Origin of the sequence: Streptomyces olivoverticillatus, from assembly GCF_014203555.1 — a bacterium.
Classification (GTDB): domain Bacteria; phylum Actinomycetota; class Actinomycetes; order Streptomycetales; family Streptomycetaceae; genus Streptomyces; species Streptomyces olivoverticillatus.
The window spans coordinates 15226-30332 of record NZ_JACHJH010000004.1; the positions used below are offsets into that span (position 1 = coordinate 15226).

15 protein-coding genes are annotated in these 15107 nt (G+C 66.4%); 6 read left to right on the forward strand and 9 right to left on the reverse strand.

Annotation, left to right across the window (positions count from 1 at the left end):
* Positions 1-5 precede the first annotated feature (5 nt).
* Entirely contained in the window at positions 6-965 is a 960-nt protein-coding gene (locus FHS39_RS14165; protein ID WP_184349725.1) for a glycoside hydrolase family 16 protein, read from the reverse strand.
* 367 nt (positions 966-1332) lie between these two features.
* Between FHS39_RS14165 and trmB the strand changes: the two genes are divergently transcribed.
* The 3 genes from trmB (at position 1333) to FHS39_RS14180 (ending at position 4021) form a co-directional block, all read left to right on the forward strand.
* Positions 1333-2061 carry a tRNA (guanosine(46)-N7)-methyltransferase TrmB gene (trmB, locus tag FHS39_RS14170; protein ID WP_221462809.1) on the forward strand — a complete coding sequence of 243 codons (729 nt, stop codon included), beginning with the start codon at positions 1333-1335 and terminating at the stop codon, positions 2059-2061.
* Between the two features lie 48 nt (positions 2062-2109).
* Positions 2110-3465 (forward strand): PrsW family intramembrane metalloprotease, encoded by a 1356-nt coding sequence (locus FHS39_RS14175; protein ID WP_425507782.1) that lies wholly within the window; start codon positions 2110-2112, stop codon positions 3463-3465.
* Positions 3466-3538: 73 nt separating this feature from the next.
* A complete protein-coding gene (locus FHS39_RS14180) occupies positions 3539-4021 on the forward strand; it encodes a DNA mismatch endonuclease Vsr (protein ID WP_184349727.1) in 483 nt (160 codons plus the stop codon).
* On the opposite strand, the gene FHS39_RS14185 is transcribed toward FHS39_RS14180, so the two are convergent.
* From FHS39_RS14185 to FHS39_RS14200, 4 genes are all read right to left on the reverse strand, one after another.
* Complete coding sequence (locus FHS39_RS14185; RefSeq protein WP_425507783.1) at positions 3929-5176, reverse strand: DNA cytosine methyltransferase; 1248 nt, start codon at positions 5174-5176, stop codon at positions 3929-3931. The genes FHS39_RS14180 and FHS39_RS14185 overlap by 93 nt on opposite strands.
* Before the next feature lie 149 nt (positions 5177-5325).
* The gene (locus FHS39_RS14190) at positions 5326-7146 is read right to left on the reverse strand and encodes a DEAD/DEAH box helicase (RefSeq protein ID WP_184349728.1); all 1821 of its coding nucleotides are present in this window, start codon (positions 7144-7146) and stop codon (positions 5326-5328) included.
* Positions 7146-8585, reverse strand: a complete 1440-nt coding sequence (locus FHS39_RS14195; protein WP_246470270.1) for a ParB N-terminal domain-containing protein — start codon at positions 8583-8585, stop codon at positions 7146-7148. Before FHS39_RS14195 ends, FHS39_RS14190 begins: the two co-directional genes overlap by 1 nt.
* Before the next feature lie 9 nt (positions 8586-8594).
* The gene (locus tag FHS39_RS14200) at positions 8595-9308 is read right to left on the reverse strand and encodes a hypothetical protein (RefSeq protein ID WP_221462774.1); all 714 of its coding nucleotides are present in this window, start codon (positions 9306-9308) and stop codon (positions 8595-8597) included.
* A gap of 215 nt (positions 9309-9523) precedes the next feature.
* Here FHS39_RS14200 and FHS39_RS14205 point away from each other — a divergent pair, with 215 nt between their 5' ends.
* Complete coding sequence (locus FHS39_RS14205) at positions 9524-10303, forward strand: hypothetical protein (RefSeq protein ID WP_184349729.1); 780 nt, start codon at positions 9524-9526, stop codon at positions 10301-10303.
* Between the two features lie 103 nt (positions 10304-10406).
* Here FHS39_RS14205 and FHS39_RS14210 read toward each other — a convergent pair whose 3' ends face one another.
* Both FHS39_RS14210 and FHS39_RS14215 read right to left on the reverse strand, forming a co-directional pair.
* Positions 10407-10595 carry a DUF397 domain-containing protein gene (locus FHS39_RS14210; RefSeq protein WP_184349730.1) on the reverse strand — a complete coding sequence of 63 codons (189 nt, stop codon included), beginning with the start codon at positions 10593-10595 and terminating at the stop codon, positions 10407-10409.
* A gap of 11 nt (positions 10596-10606) precedes the next feature.
* Positions 10607-11458, reverse strand: a complete 852-nt coding sequence (locus FHS39_RS14215) for a helix-turn-helix domain-containing protein (RefSeq protein ID WP_184349731.1) — start codon at positions 11456-11458, stop codon at positions 10607-10609.
* A gap of 256 nt (positions 11459-11714) precedes the next feature.
* Between FHS39_RS14215 and FHS39_RS14220 the strand changes: the two genes are divergently transcribed.
* Positions 11715-12170 (forward strand): ATP-binding protein, encoded by a 456-nt coding sequence (locus FHS39_RS14220; RefSeq protein ID WP_184349732.1) that lies wholly within the window; start codon positions 11715-11717, stop codon positions 12168-12170.
* A gap of 109 nt (positions 12171-12279) precedes the next feature.
* Complete coding sequence (locus tag FHS39_RS14225; protein WP_184349733.1) at positions 12280-12591, forward strand: hypothetical protein; 312 nt, start codon at positions 12280-12282, stop codon at positions 12589-12591.
* A gap of 42 nt (positions 12592-12633) precedes the next feature.
* On the opposite strand, the gene FHS39_RS14230 is transcribed toward FHS39_RS14225, so the two are convergent.
* Both FHS39_RS14230 and FHS39_RS14235 read right to left on the reverse strand, forming a co-directional pair.
* Positions 12634-13578, reverse strand: coding sequence for an aldo/keto reductase (locus FHS39_RS14230; protein WP_184349734.1), 945 nt, complete (start codon positions 13576-13578; stop codon positions 12634-12636).
* Between the two features lie 29 nt (positions 13579-13607).
* The gene (locus tag FHS39_RS14235) at positions 13608-15080 is read right to left on the reverse strand and encodes an MFS transporter (RefSeq protein ID WP_343069578.1); all 1473 of its coding nucleotides are present in this window, start codon (positions 15078-15080) and stop codon (positions 13608-13610) included.
* Positions 15081-15107: the final 27 nt, after the last annotated feature.

Sequence of the window (15107 nt, forward strand, 5' to 3'; positions counted from 1 at the left end):
CCGGTTCAGTGCCGGTGGGCGTACACGCGTACGTAGTCGACGACCATCCGGGCGGGGAAGGGGGTGGAGTCGTCGGGCGGGCCCGGCCAGTCGCCGCCGACTGCCAGGTTGAGCAGCAGGTAGTGGGGGTGGTCGAAGACCCACTTCTGTCCGTTCTTCAGCCCGCCGGAGCAGGCGCTTCCGTAGACCTTGCCGTCGAGCAGCCAGGTGATCCTGTCGGGCGTCCAGTCGATGCGGTAGATGTGGAAGCCGTCCGCGAGGCTCCTGCTGCGAGGGAGGCCGGTGTGCCTCTCGATGCCCTGGCTGACGTAGCCCGGGCCGTGGACGGCGCCGTGCACCGTGCCCGGCTGTCTGCCGAGCACCTCCATCACGTCGATCTCGCCGTTGTCCGGCCAGGCCACCTTGTCGGAGTTCGCGCCCAGCATCCAGAAGGCGGGCCACATGCCGTGGCCCCCGGGGACCTTGATCCTGGCCTCGAAGCGCCCGTAGGCGCGGGAGAAGCGGCCCTTGGTGGTGATCCGCCCGGAGGTGATGTCACAGGGCCCGACCACGCAGGCCATGCCGGGCAGCCGCTCGCGGCGGGCGGTGACGACGAGATGGCCGGCGCCGTCGAGGGAGACGTTGCCGGGCCGGTCGGTGTAGTACTGCCACTCGTGGTTGCCCCACTGGGGCTCGCCACCCCGGTCGAAGACCCACTTCTGCGGGTCGGGGCGGCGATGGGCGGGGCCGCGGAAATCGTCCGACCAGACGAGCTTCCACTCCCCCGCGTGGTGCTCGTACGCCTGCACGGCGCCCGGCCTGCGGGCGTCGTCCCTGTGCCCGTACGGTGTGCCGCCGCCGTCGTGGCCCGCGCCGCCTTCGTCATGGCCCGCGCCGCAGCCGGCGAGCAGCGGCGCGGTGGCCAGCAGTGCCACCGCGCAGAGCCTGGTGGCGAAGAGCCTGGCGGTGAAGGGGCGCAGTCGCATGAGTGGTCTCCGTCTCACGGGAGGGAGCTCTCGGGCCCCGGCGGGCGGTGCCGGGCAGGATCGTAAAGGCGTGGGCGCGGCTGCCGGGGCCGCCGCGCCCTGGTGTGGGGCGGGGCGCCCGGAACGGCGGTACGGCGGGGTGGGGCGCCCCCTGGCTGCCGTGGGGGTCCGGGTCCGCTGCCTTGCGGGGCCCGGCTCCACCGCCGTACGGGGCCTCGGCCCCGGCCCGCTGCCCCCCGGTCCGCTGCCGCAAATGTTCCGCTTCCGCCGCCCGTAGACTGGGAGGACTGTGTCCGAGAACCGTGCCCCCGCCCCCACGCCCGTAGCCGCCCAGGTGCCGGCTCCCGCCCGCGCGCGCAAGGAGCCGATGTTCCCCGATGGTCCCGCGCCGGACCCGGCGGGCTCGCACCACGAGCGCCGCATCCGCTCGTTCCAGCCGCGCCGCAGCCGGGTCACGCCCGGCCAGGGCGAGGCGCTGCGCCGGCTGTGGCCGAAGTGGGGCCTGGACATCGACGGCCTGAGCCGCCTGGACCTGGGCGAGCTGTTCGGCGACCCCGAGCTGCCCGTCGTCCTGGAGATCGGCTTCGGCATGGGCGAGGCCACGGCCCGGATGGCGGCCGCCGACCCCGGCACCGGCATCCTCGCCTGTGACGTCCACACCCCCGGCCAGGGCAACCTCCTCGCCCTCGCCGAGCGGAACGGGCTGGAAAACGTGCGGGTCGCCAACGGCGACGCGATCATCCTGCTCCGCGAGATGCTCGCCCCCGACTCCCTCGCGGGCATGCGCGTCTACTTCCCGGACCCCTGGCCCAAGAAGCGCCACCACAAGCGCCGTCTGATCCAGCCGGAGTTCCTGGCGCTGGCCGCCACCCGGCTCGCACCCGGGGCCGTGCTGCACTGCGCCACGGACTGGGAGCCGTACGCGGAGCAGATGCTGGAGGTCCTGACCGCCAGCCCGGACTTCGAGAACACCCAGGCCGACGGCGGTTACGCGCCGCGTCCGGAGTTCCGCCCGCTGACGCGGTTCGAGGGGCAGGGCCTGGACAAGGGCCACGTCGTGCACGACCTGCTCTTCCGCAGGCGCGCGGCAAAGTAGCCGAGAAACCGGCGGCACCCGGCCGCGGCCCTTGGTTAGGGTCTTCGGGTGCACCAGTCACCGCCTCCGCCCCTGTTCCCGCCCCACCAGCCGGCGCCTTCGGCGTTCCGGCACTATGCGCAGCGCCGCGCCCTGTGGGACACCCTCTGGGACAGCAAGGCGGTGCGGGCCGGCGGGCTGATCCTGCTGCTCGCCCTGTGCGGTCTCGTCATCCTCGCGCTGGTGCGCGAGCAGACGGGCACCGAGGGGTTCCTGGTGGGCCTGGGGCTGGCCGTGCTGCCGGTGCCCCTGCTGATAGCCGCGTTCCGCTGGATGGACCGGGTCGAGCCCAAGCCCTGGCGGAACCTCGTCTTCGCCTTCGCCTGGGGCTCGTGCGCGGCCACCCTGGTGGCCCTGCTGGCCAATGGCTACGCCACCAAGTGGCTGCTGACCTCGATCGACGTGTCGCACCGCGCGGACGCCTCCAGTTGGGGGGCGACGTTCGTGGCACCGGTGGTGGAGGAGAGCGCCAAGGCCGCGGCCGTTCTGCTGCTGTTCCTCTTCCGGCGCCGCGACTTCAACGGCATCGTGGACGGCGTGGTGATCGCGGGCATTACGGCCACGGGGTTCGCCTTCACCGAGAACATCCTCTATCTGGGCAACGCCTTCGCCTCCGACCAGAGCTTCGGTTACTCGGGGCTGGGGGCGACGACGGCGGCGACGTTCTTCATGCGGGTGCTGATGTCGCCGTTCGCGCATCCGCTCTTCACGTCGATGACGGGCATCGGCTTCGGCATAGCGGCCACACTGGCCCCCAGCCGCCGCGTGCTGCGGGTGCTCGTCCCCGTGGCCGCCCTGCTGACGGCGATGGTCCTGCACGGCGTCTGGAACGGCTCGGCGTCCCTGCCCGGCCTGGGTTTCCTGGCGGTCTACGCCCTCTTCATGGTCCCCGTCTTCGGCGCCCTGACGTGGCTGACGATCTGGTCCCGCCAGAACGAGCTCCGCACCATCAGCACCCACCTGCCGGCCTACCAGGCCGCGGGCTGGATCACCCCGCCGGAGCCGCTGGCCCTGTCCTCCATGCGGGCCCGCGGCATAGCCCGCGACACGGCCCGCCGCACCGGCGGCCCGGCGGCGGCCCGCACGGTGGCCGAGTACATCTCCTTCGCCACATCCCTGGCCTTCCTCCGCCAACGCGCCTACCGCGGCACGGCGGACCAGGACTTCACGGCACGGGAACAGGAGCTGCTCCACCACTTGTGGCAGCGCAGGGAGGTGGCGCAACCGGCGCTGGCGTCCTCGGTGGCAACGGCTCCCCGCCCTTTCGCGGCGCCGGTGTGGCCGGGGGCGCAGGGGTGGGGAACACCGGGCCAGACCCCGGGACCGATGCCAGGCTGGCCGCAGGGGCCGGGGCAGGGGCGCTGATAAGCCCCCCAGCGGCCTGCTGAGGCCCCGGATATCGGATCGTCTGCCCCGCAACACCACTACCCTCTGAACCGTGCCCGAAGACATCGAGTGGACGGCCCCCGAAGGCTCCTGGGCCTCCTCAGCAGCCCGCCGCCGCAACATGCAGGCGATCCGCAGCCGGGATACGAAGCCCGAGCAGCTGATCCGGCGGCTCGTGCACGCCCAGGGCCTGCGGTACCGCCTTCACGCAAGGCCCCTGCCCGGCCTCCGCCGGACAGCGGACCTCGTCTTCCGTCCGGTGAAAGTCGCCGTATTCATCGATGGCTGCTACTGGCACGGGTGCCCGGAGCACTACGTATCGCCCCGGACCAACCCCGGCTACTGGTCGGACAAGGTCGCCCGCAACATGGCGCGCGACCGGGACACCGACGAGCGCCTCATCGAGGCAGGCTGGCTCGTGCTCCGCTTCTGGGAGCACGAGTCACCCGACAGTTGTGCGCTCTCGATCAATACTGCTGTCCGCGATCGACGCGCTGAGCTCAGCATCGGAGGCACTCCGCGCAGCCGGGACTGACGGTGCCGTGAGTTCCGCTTCTCCCGACTGAGGATCACGGGCAGCAAGAAGCACCTTGGCAATTGCCAGACCCACGGCCTTCGCAACTGGCGGCGGAAACGCGTTGCCTACCTGGCGGTACCGGGCTGTCTTCCCGCCTACGAACTGCCACCCATCGGGGAACCCCTGGATGATCGCTGCCTGATCCACCGTGAGCATGGGGCCTTCATCCCTCAGGAAATCACGCCCCGGATCTTCACAGCGGTGCATATCATTCGCTACGCCGAGCGCATTGACGCCTAGCGCCTTCCATGCAGCCTTTGCGCGACTTGGCCCGAGGTCTGCTCCCCCGTGCTTCTTAGAACCGCCCACCAGGGTAGGTGCAACACCACCCGCCTCAGTGGCCTTCTTAAGCCACCGGTCGTAGGCCTCGCCGACCTCTTGCGCCAGATCCGGAAAGTCCTTCTTCAGGCGGTCGCGACGCTCCTCCATGGAAGGCTGGAGCGCCTTCACCACACTTACAGTCTGCACAGACGCATGGCCAGGCCATTCGAATTCCACGCCATTTAGTTCAGCCTGAGCAGCTACATTATTACGAATTGCGACAAGAATCGCACGAGGTCTCAGCTGAGGAACTCCGAAGTCCTGGGCCTGAAGTAGATCCCATTCACAAATTCGATATCCATGCTTCTTGAGATCCGCCATGATGACTTCTTCACGGTAGCCGCGGAATTTAAGATCCATGATCCCGCGAACGTTTTCAATCATCACAGCCTTGGGCTTAAGAAGCTCCACAAGCTTAAGCATACGAGGAAACAGGTCCCGCTCATCATCCCGGCCCAGCTGCTTTCCCGCAACGGAGAAAGGGGGGCAGGGGACTCCGCCCGCCAGCAAATCCAGCTCGCCAGGCTCCAGTGCGCGCCCGCCCAGCTGCTTCATCGAACGGTGAGGCTTGAATTCATTGACATCCTCGTCCAGGACCTCGCATTCACCCCATTCCGCATCGACTTTGAGGTTTTCCTCAAGCGTCTTGCAGGCATGCTTATCGATTTCCACCAATGCGAGGTGCTTGAAACCGGCCTGGTGCAGCCCGACCGCCTGCCCTCCAGCGCCGGCGCAAATCTCGATCGAGGTCAACGGCTCGGTCTGTGGCACTACTCGGCCGTTGACTAGCACGACGAACTCCTCCTGGTACGACGAAGACAGAGGCTCAAGTTTCGCAGAGAGAACAGCGAGCCACCATGCATCCCGCTCCAGGAGTGTCCCCGGCACTATGAGCGCCACCCCGGGCAGGGGCGGCGCTCGCAAGGCCAGATGTTTAATTCCTACCTATTTCTACCCATATGCCTCAGCAGAGCTGCCATGTCACTCGGGGCCAGACCAGCAGCCACCGAAGGCTCTTCCTGCAAGTCAGACAGCTGCTGCACCGATGGATCGTCGAGGATCTTTCCCATGAACTCGAGCTTCTGATCGAGCCGTACCTCCACCACCTCATCGATCGTGTTGCGCGCAGCAAGCACGGTCACCCGGGTCTCAGTCCCGGGAGCAAGGCCAAGGCGGTGGATCCGGTCGAGGCTCTGCAGAAAGCGCCCCGCCATGAAGTCGCGGTCCACATACACAGCGTCGTGACAGACGTGGTGGAGGCTGATGCCCTCCCCCAGGGTGGCCGGGTTCGAGACCAGCACCATGCATGTGGGGTCTTCGCGGAAGCGCCTGAGCTGCTCGTCGCGATCAGGAGTTCCGCCGTGGACAACCGCCGGCCCGTACTTGTCCAGCAGCTGTGCCAAGGTGGTCAAGCTGCGCACGAACGTCGTCCAGACCAGCGTCTTCCGCCCCCGCGCCGCGTTCTCAGCAACGATCGCGGCAGCTTCCTTGTACTTCGGCGACAGCTCATAGTCAGGAAGGTTCTGCATCAGCGAGAAGAGAGAGTTGCCCTGCGGGATCTCTAGCGGCGGCAGCTGATACGCGAGGGGCTCGTGGCGACTCGCTCCTTCCAGCAGCAGAGCGGGGCTCGTAGCCGCCATCAGCAGCCGCAGCGCGGTCTTGCCGAGTGAGCTGAGGTCCTCACGCGCACTACCGGTGCTCATGCCTCCCACCAGCGAGCTGTAGATCTCGTTGTGCAGATCCGGCATGTCCACGTACCGCATCCGCAACTCCATCGGAGGCAGACCCAGCTCTTGCTTCGTGGTCCTCGTGAACAGGGGACGGAGAACGGCGCTCGCCCGGCCAAGGTCTCCGCCAGCTACAGCCTGCGCCACAGTTCGCTGCCCATGCCCTGGCCAGACGAAGCCCAGCAGGTTCTCCAGGTCCTTCGTTCCGTTAGGAGCCGGCGTGCCAGTAAGGATCAAGCGCCGTCGCGCAAGCGGGCCGAGGGCCATACAGGCAGCACCATAAGTCCCCCGTGCACCGAGCTTCATGCGGTGCGCCTCGTCAAGCACGATCATTGACGGAGCCGACTTGAGCCAGCCGGCGAGGGTACTAAGCGAGCGGTCAAGCCGCTCATAGTTGACGACCAGCACTTCCGCCCATTGATCAAGCGTGCGGTCGAAGACATGCGTGCGCAACGGATGGCCGAAACAGACGGCGGTCTCGTACTGCCATGATTCGTAGGCCGACTTGGGGCAGACTACGAGCAGCCTCTTCACCGCCCCGCTGGCCTTCTGAGCTGCATAGACAGCGAGTCCGACACGTGTCTTGCCGGCACCAGGAACGCTGAAGTTCGCGCCGTGCTGGAGAGACAGCAACTTGGCAATGTCACGCTGCTGAAAAGTGCTCAGCTCAGCCACCCAGTCCGCCCCGAGCAGACTGGGTACCGCATCAGACGTGACCTCCCCGGATGCCTCCGGAGCATCGAGACGCTTTTTGACGGTCTCGGCGTCGTTGAGAACGCTGACCACCAGGTCGCGGAGATCAGGAGCCCACTCAACCCCGACATGGTGCGGCCAGGTGCTGATGTGGTTCAGACCAGCCAGCAGGTCGTCGAGGTCCACTACTGCAGCGAGCTGGCCGAGCTGGCCGCCCGTACGGAAACGGGCAGCCAGCTGGACGAGATCTTCACGGTAGTTCTCAGTCGTCCTCAGAACGACCTTGGTGCGCGTGTCGTCAAACCCGAGACGCAGGGACGTCTCCGGGACGGCCTCCTGCATCAAGAGCCCTCCGCAGCCACGGCCTCAAGCAGCCAGGCGACACCGTCGCCCGGGTTCGGGAGCCCCCGGCCGGCCTGCTGAGCCAGCTTCCGCAGGCTGACCCGCAGCTTCAGCACCGCGTCGTCGAACGCCTCCTCATCAAGACTCCGCGTCGCCCTTGCCTGCACCAGCTCAACCACACACTGGTCAATGTCTGCGCATGCCTCGGCAAGCCGGGCCGGCGCAAGCTGCTGACGCTTCCGGACCCGGGCGTCCCGGCCCGCACGGTCGATCGCCTTGTCAAAAGCATCGCGGGCCTCGTCAAAGACGTTCTGGGCCTGGCTCTTGTCAGCATCGAGCAGGCTCGACGCCGAGCCACGGACAGCAGCCTTGGCACGGAGGATCTGGTCATTAAGCGCACGAGCAGCCGACACAGCAGATGACGCCGCCGGCACCGCTACACCGAGCCCCGGAATCGAGACTGCCTCCTGCTCGACTGCGCCCACTTCCAGGTCCAGCCCCTTCGGCAGCGCATCGCCAAGGTAATTCTTCTCCAGAAATGCTTCATCAATGTGCCGGATGTCCGTCTTGGCGAAGTTCAGAAGTATGGCGGCAAGCCGCCACTCCTTCAGCACCTCCGCCTGGTCCGGCTCAACCTTCTCCAGCTTCTCGTACAGCCTCTGGAGTTCCTTGAGCTTCTCCTGGTCGTCCTCGAAGTCGACCAGCCTCAGGGAGACCCCACCCCCGCTCTTGCTGCGGTCGATCAGGTCACGGATCGTGCTGAGGATCCACCGCTCTTGGTGGTAGGTACCCACCCGGATCCGGAAGTCCTTCGCGATCACTTCCGGAGTGCGGCCCAGGGATGCCTGCTCTTCCATGGCAAGCAGCCGGTTGATGTACGAGTAGTCCCGTCGATGGTCCTTACGCAGCTGGAGTGACAGCTCAACCGCGTTGATGTCCACCCAGGTGAAGGAATCGGGGAGTACTCCGACCCTCATCGACTGCTGACCGATCTCACGCATGGCCGCAGCACGGGTATTCCCGTTAACCAGCACACCATGACGGGTAACCAGCCCGGGATCGTTCTGACCGAACTGCTCGAGGCTTTCCTTCAGCTTGTCGAACGCGGTGTCGCGCCGGTTCGGGTCCGCCGGCTCAGCCTGGAGAAGGAACCGCAGGTAGTCCTGGCTCTCTGCGCTCCACGGATCCTTGACCAGAGCCCTTTCCCGTGCAGCATCGTGGCTGCGCTGAGCGCGGATGCGGTGCGTACCAGGGTTGTAGTAGAGGCCGTTGAGCGGGAGGTCAATCACCTCAACGTGCAGCGGCTGACCATTCCAGTCGATCGTCACGGTCTCCCGGGTGCCCCCTGAGTTCTTCACCTCCTCCAACCTCTTCTTAATCAGTTCACCAAACTCAGCCGCACGCGGCGGCGGCGGGAACTCCCGCATCGCCTCTCCCATCCCCTCGTCCTACTCGTTATCGCCGGTCACGGCCTGGATGAACGCTGCACGGGCATCAGCGGGCAGCGTTCTGTAGATGCCCCACAACTTCTCAAGAGCGCTCAGCGTACGGCGGTCCGCCTCAATCCACCCCGTGAGGACCTTCCGCTCCAGCGGTGCCAGCGCCTGCACCCTGGCGAGCAGTTCACTGAGGTCGACTTCACGGCTCTTGCTGCTCACACGGCAACGGTTGCATTCCGTGACGTACTGGTAGTCGACCGTTCCATCGGCCAGCAACACCTTGCGCCGGGCGACGTCGAACTTGGCCAGCTCAAGGCCACCGTCGCCGTACTCCTCGCCCACACCGATCCCGCAGGTGCGGCAGAGGTTGTTGTCAGCCGTGAAGACCCTTACCCGCTCGGGGCGCGAGATGCCTTCCTTGTGCTTGGCCCGCTTGGCCTGGCCGGGAACCCAGATCTCAGCCCCCTTCTTCACATACCTCTGCTCATCCTGCTTCAGCGACGGGTCATCCCGGCTCGTGTCGATCTGCCATCCGTAGTCACGCAATTCCCGTACGCGGCGGTCGATCTGCGAATCTTCCGGGAACGCCTCGCGCAGCTTGTTCTTCTTGAAGATCTCGCCTTCGCCGACCTCGGCCTCAAGCCAGAGTGCCGCCCGCACCCTGCCCCCAGCCAGCTTGCCCCCCACCTTGAGCGTCCTGTCCTGCCACGACGGCAACGTCATCTAAGCCTCCCGATCCAGTCGCAAAACCCATGTGCGTGTGCTTCACGCTGCAGACTGCACACGGAGCACCACGTCCCCCCGGGTCTCCGGCGGTAGGTCTATCTATCCATCACCACCGAACACGGGTCCAGAGAAAACTCGCGTTGCGCCCCAAATAGTCAACACCACGTGTTGCAAAATGAGTTGGTCGTACCGACAGGGGAGGACGGTCAGCGATGCAGGCAGGGCAGGTTGGCACCAAACTCGGCAGCAAGGACTTGCCGCCGGGGAGATACAGGCTCGCGCAAGTACTAGTGGCCCTGTACGGGCACATGGACATGCCGAGCCTGCGTCGAGCGGCTCAGCATCTTGCGACAAAGGGGTACACAAAGGACCCGAGCGAGCTGTCCAGGTACTTCAACGGCGAGCGGCTCCCGCCCGAAGGCTTCGTTCAACGGCTCTACGAGACCGCTGTCGAGGAGGCAGGGGTTGCCGCTGTCGGCCTGACCTGGGAACAGGTACAGGAAGCACATGCTGGCGCGGAGCCGTCCCTGTGTCAGACCTGCCCCAAGCTTCGGCGCGAGAACCGCACCCTGAAGGGCAGGCTGAAGAAGCTACGCGCCGACAAGGCCGGCCTAGAGTCGGCTTTGGCTGCCGCCAAGGAGCGACAAGCGTTCCTGCCGGTCCCCTCTCCAACTGGGGACCGGCAGGAACGGGCTCGCGATGTGGCCGCCGCCTGCCAGATCATCCACCGTGTCGAAGAGCTGCAAACGCGGGGTGAGGAAGGAGCAGCCTTCGACTGGGTCCGCGAAACGGCGGAGCTGCTGACCCCGGCAGAGAGCGCAGCCACCCTTGTTCTGCTCAGACAGCAGCAGGAGGAGCAGCTCGCGGAGGCCCTCATCCAGATATGCGGCCGCGATCACCCTGGCGACAAGGTCATACGTGTGGCACTGGAGTTGCATGATTACGGCTTGTCGGAAGATGCCGGCGCGGTCCTGAGAGCCGCCACAAGGTGATGCCACCGCATCCAGGCTCAGGCACATGCATGAGCCGCTTCATCCGCGAGACGGCGCACAAAGCCCCCAATGCGGGGGGCTTCACCTGCTTAGACGGACCGATTCAGGCAACCAGCCCACCCACCTTGATGTCCGTTATAAGCGCCCCCAGTCTGCTCCGGGTGGCCCAAATGACCACCTCGGGGGTGTCGCTCTCACGGATATTGATCCCTGCCTCGCATCGGGCTATCTCGACACAACTGCCTTCTGATTCAGAAAATGAGGACTTCTGCCAGGTTATGGATGCACTCATTTGCGGTCTTCTCACAATTCCTTTGCGATGCGGTTGATGACATCTCTCGACTCATGGACTCCGAGTGTCAGCCGTTGGAGAGCGTCATACATGGACCGATACCTCGCAAGCTGCGCATCAGCGTCCAGGAAGACAGAGCCGTAAGCCGAGTCAAGTTGCACTGTGTCCAGCTGAGGCACTACACCTCCTGCGTAGAGCATGGTCTGTGCAGATCCGAAGAATTCCTCAGAGGTGAAGGGGATGACCCGCACAGTCACAGTGGGCCACTCGGACACTTCCAGCAGGAACCGTAGCTGGTCCCGGGCCGCGCCGCGCCCTCCGTACAGCACATGCAGAGCTGCCTCGTGGATGATGGCTTCAAGGAGCGGTGGGGTTGTGCGTTCAAAAATCACCCTGCGCTTCATGCGGTGCTCGATCCTTGCGTTCAGTTCCTTGGCGGGCAACGCGGGGATACGGCCAGCGAAGATGGTCCTGGCGTAGTCCGAGGTTTGGAAGATCCCGGGAACGGTCAGGGTCTGGTAGGCCCGCAGGAACCTCGCATGGTGTTCCAGCTCGGCAATATTGAGGAAGCCGGCCGGCAAGACTCCTCGATACTCCTCCCACCAGCCCTTTGCACGCTCCTCGGCCATTCCGCACAGCGCGTCAATCAACTTGGCGTCGGTGGCGGAGTAGAAGGCGGCCAGCCGCCGGACTCTCTCGGCGCTGACGCCCCAACGTCCCGATTCGATGTGACTGATCTGCGCCTGGTTTCCGCCGAGCAGCTCGCCGGCCGCACGAGCGGGTAAGCCCGACGCTTCGCGCATTTTGCGGAGTTCCGTACCCAGCCGCACTTGCCTCGCCGTTGGACTGCTCCGGGGTGGCATCGAGTTCCCTCTCCCTTTCAGGTCAAGTGTGCACCGGCACAGTCTTGTGGGTCCACCGCCGGAAACGCACGCTTTGGCCCAAGCTTGAGGCGGCACATGTATGTGCCCTACCGTCCCTGTCAGCACCGCGCACCCCACGCCGGGAAGACCCGAAGTGCAGCTGCCTGCATGCCAGTTGGCATGCTCGAAGGCGGCCCGAGCCACGGACGGCAGTGGGCGCGGAGGTCCGTCATCGGCCTCGTTGGGAGACACGCTCATGCGCTCGACCATGCTCGCCAGCTGCCGCTTCACCCGCGACTTCGGGCCCCAGGAGTCGTATCAACTCGCCACACCTGCAACCCTGTCCGCCCCGCGACTCAGCCGTGACTTCATCGCATCGGTGCTCGACGCCACTGGGCACCCGTCGCTCATCCACAACGCGCGCATCTGCGTGTCCGATCTGGTGACGAACGTCGTGCAGCATGCGCGGGGGTCGGCCGTCGCCATGGAGATTGGTGTTGGCGTTGCGCGGGTCGTTGTCGCCGTGCTGGACGCCGAACCGAACAGGCGACCATTTCTACGGTTCCCCCGGTCGGATGACGAACGCGGCAGAGGACTGATGCTCGTCAAAAGTCTGGCGTCCGACTCGGGTGTGACCCCGGTCTGGGAAGGGCTCAGCATCGTCGGCAAGGCCGTGTGGTTTGAGCTGCGGGACGGTAGCGGTCAGCAGTAGACGTCCGTACCCGGGCTGCCGTTCGGGGGCCGGTGTCGGAGAGTTAGCGTGGGGTCGATCGGCTTGATCGGTGTTCCACGTTCGTTCTCTCGATGCGGAGGTTGCGGCCATGGCAGCAACTGCACAGGTTCCTACGGCCGCGATCGCCGCGACCGGGCTCGTTGGTGGGTATGCCACCGCCCGTTGGACCAAGAAGCGGCCCCTCGGTGGTGTGGTGTTGGCTGCTGCCGGGGTGGTGGCTGCCCGGCAGTGGCATGCGCGGGTCGGGGGTGGGGCCGCCGCTGGGCTTGCCGGGCTTTATGTTGCCGCCTTTGCCGGGTCGCATCCGTTGGCCAAGAAGGTGGGGGCCTGGCCTTCCGTCTTCGGCGTGGCGGGTGTGGTGGCCGTGGCCTCTTGGGCTGTCGAGCGCAACGCCGGATGAGAGTAGGGGGGCGGCGAGTCACGCCGCCCCTCCCCTCTTCGCTTACGCCGACGCCTCCGTCAGGCGCGTCAGCTCCGCGTCCGTGAGGCGGAGGTCGGCCACCGCAAGCAGGGCCGGGAGCTGGTCCACCGTGCGGGCGCTGGCCAGGGGGGCCGCGACCGTGGGCTGGGCGGCGAGCCAGGCCAGAGCCACCGTCGCGATCTCGGCTTCGCGGGCGCGGGCCACTTCGTCGAGGGCGGCGAGCACGCGCTGGCCACGGTCGGTGGTCAGGTGCTTGGCGGCGCCCTCCGCCCGTGCGCTGTCCACCGCCCCGCCGGCGCGGTACTTGCCCGTGAGGAAGCCCGAGGCCAGGGCGTAGTACGGGATCGCGGCCAGGCTGTGCCGGGCAGTCACCGAGGCCAGTTCGCCCTCGTACGTGTCGCGCGACACCAGGTTGTAATGCGGCTGGATCGCCGCGTACTTGGCCAGGCCCGACGCGTCGGAGAAGGCCAGGGCCTCGGCCAGGCGCTCCGCCGTGATGTTGGAGGCGGCGATTTCCCGGACCTTGCCCTCCTTCACCAGCGCGTCGAGTGCGGTGATGAATTCCTCCACCGGCACCGACGGGTCGTCGTAGTGCGTGTAGTAGAGGTCGATGTAATCCGTGCGCAGGCGCCGCAGCGACTCCTCCACACCGGACTTGATGGTGTGGGCGGACAGGCCCGGCCGCTCGGGTATGCCCGCGCCGACCTTGGTGGCGATGACGACGCCGGCGCGGTTGCCGCGGGCGGCAAGCCAGTTGCCGATGACGGTCTCGGATTCGCCGCCCTTGTTGCCGGGCGCCCAGGCCGAGTACACATCGGCGGTGTCGATGAAATTGCCACCCGCCGCGGTGTAGGCGTCGAGGACTGCGAAGGACTGCTCTTCGTCGGCCGTCCAGCCGAAGACGTTGCCGCCGAGAGCCAGCGGATGGACGGACAGGTTGCCGATCTTGCGGTGATTGTCAGCCATGCAGTTCTTCAATGCCCGTACCGGAAACGTTATTCCGCCGGCGCCGGTGCCGGGACCGGTTCCCCCCGGGCCACCGACAGGGGGGTTGCGATGTCTTCCAGGGAGCGGCCCTCCGCCCGTACGGCCAGGAATGCGGCCACCACGCCGGCCATGCACATCAGCGACGCGCCGATCTGGAAGGCCAGCACCGTGTCGCCCACCACGCCGTTCTGCGTCAGCGACGAGAACAGCAGCGGTCCGCTGATGCCGCCCGCCGCCGTGCCCACCCCGTAGAAGAACGCGATGGCCATGGCCCGCGTCTCCATCGGGAAGATCTCGGAGACGGTCAGATAGGCGCTGCTCGCGCCCGCCGAGGCGAAGAAGAGGACCACGGCCCAGCAGGCGGTCAGCGTGACGTCGTTCAGCCGGCCGGTGCCGAAGAGCCAGGCCGTGCCGAAGAGCAGGACCCCGGACAGCAGGTACGTCGAGGAAATCATGATGCGGCGGCCGACGGTGTCGAACAGCTTGCCCAGCAGCAGCGGTCCGAGGAAGTTCCCCACCGCTATGACGGCGAAGAAGTAGCCCGTACGGGAGGTCGACACGCCGTAGAAGCGGGTGAGGATCGCACCGAAGCCGAAGGTGATGGCGTTGTAGAGGAACGCCTGGCCGATGAAGAGCGCAAGGCCCAGGACCGCCCGCTTGCGGTAGTCGACGAAAACGGTGCGGGCGATGGAGCGGAAGCCGATGCTCTCGCGCGGGCGGATGCGGATCTCGCCTTTGGCGGGCGGCAGCGGTGCGCCCTTCTCCGTCTCGATGCGTTTCTCGATCGTCGTGACCAGCTGTTCGGCCTCCGTACTCCGGCCGTGGATGAACAGCCAGCGCGGACTTTCCGGCACCTGGCGCCGTACGAGCAGGATGACGAGCCCCAGGATCACGCCCATGCCGAAGGTCAGCCGCCAGCCCACGTCTTTCGGGAAGATGGCCGTGTCGAGCATCAGGACGGAGAGCAGTGAGCCGCCGATCGCGCCCAGCCAGAAGCTGCCGTTGATGATGAGGTCGACGCGTCCGCGGTAGACGGCGGGGATCAGCTCGTCGATGGCGGAGTTGATGGCCGCGTACTCGCCTCCGATTCCGAAGCCGGTCAGGAAACGGAAGGTGAAGAACCACCAGGAGGAGTACGAGAGCGCGGTCAGCGCCGTCGCGGTCAGATAGACCGCGAGCGTGACCATGAAGAGTTTCTTGCGGCCGAATTTATCGGTCAGCCGGCCGAAGAACAGGGCCCCGGAGCATGCGCCGGCCACATACAGCGCGGCCGCCATTCCCGTGACCCCACCGGAGGAGATCGGCAGGCCGCTGCCCTGCTCGGAGAGGCGGCCGGCGATGTTGCCGACCACCGTGACCTCCAGACCGTCCAGGATCCAGACGGTCCCGAGGCCGACCACCACCGTCCAATGCCACCGGGACCAGGGCAGACGGTCCAGGCGAGCGGGTACGGACGTGGTGATCGTCGTCGCGGTCGTCACATACTCTGATTTCCCGATCGAGCCGAG

Excerpts from the sequence above, each read along its gene's own strand:
- FHS39_RS14165 (WP_184349725.1), bottom strand. The coding sequence starts at position 965 with ATGCGACTGCGCCCCTTCACCGCCAGGCTCTTCGCCACCAGGCTCTGC.
- trmB (WP_221462809.1), top strand. The coding sequence starts at position 1,333 with ATGTTCCCCGATGGTCCCGCGCCGGACCCGGCGGGCTCGCACCACGAG.
- FHS39_RS14190 (WP_184349728.1), bottom strand. The coding sequence starts at position 7,146 with ATGCAGGAGGCCGTCCCGGAGACGTCCCTGCGTCTCGGGTTTGACGAC.
- FHS39_RS14195 (WP_246470270.1), bottom strand. The coding sequence starts at position 8,585 with ATGGGAGAGGCGATGCGGGAGTTCCCGCCGCCGCCGCGTGCGGCTGAG.
- FHS39_RS14200 (WP_221462774.1), bottom strand. The coding sequence starts at position 9,308 with ATGACGTTGCCGTCGTGGCAGGACAGGACGCTCAAGGTGGGGGGCAAG.
- FHS39_RS14205 (WP_184349729.1), top strand. The coding sequence starts at position 9,524 with ATGCAGGCAGGGCAGGTTGGCACCAAACTCGGCAGCAAGGACTTGCCG.
- FHS39_RS14210 (WP_184349730.1), bottom strand. The coding sequence starts at position 10,595 with ATGAGTGCATCCATAACCTGGCAGAAGTCCTCATTTTCTGAATCAGAA.
- FHS39_RS14215 (WP_184349731.1), bottom strand. The coding sequence starts at position 11,458 with ATGCCACCCCGGAGCAGTCCAACGGCGAGGCAAGTGCGGCTGGGTACG.
- FHS39_RS14220 (WP_184349732.1), top strand. The coding sequence starts at position 11,715 with ATGCGCTCGACCATGCTCGCCAGCTGCCGCTTCACCCGCGACTTCGGG.
- FHS39_RS14225 (WP_184349733.1), top strand. The coding sequence starts at position 12,280 with ATGGCAGCAACTGCACAGGTTCCTACGGCCGCGATCGCCGCGACCGGG.
- FHS39_RS14230 (WP_184349734.1), bottom strand. The coding sequence starts at position 13,578 with ATGGCTGACAATCACCGCAAGATCGGCAACCTGTCCGTCCATCCGCTG.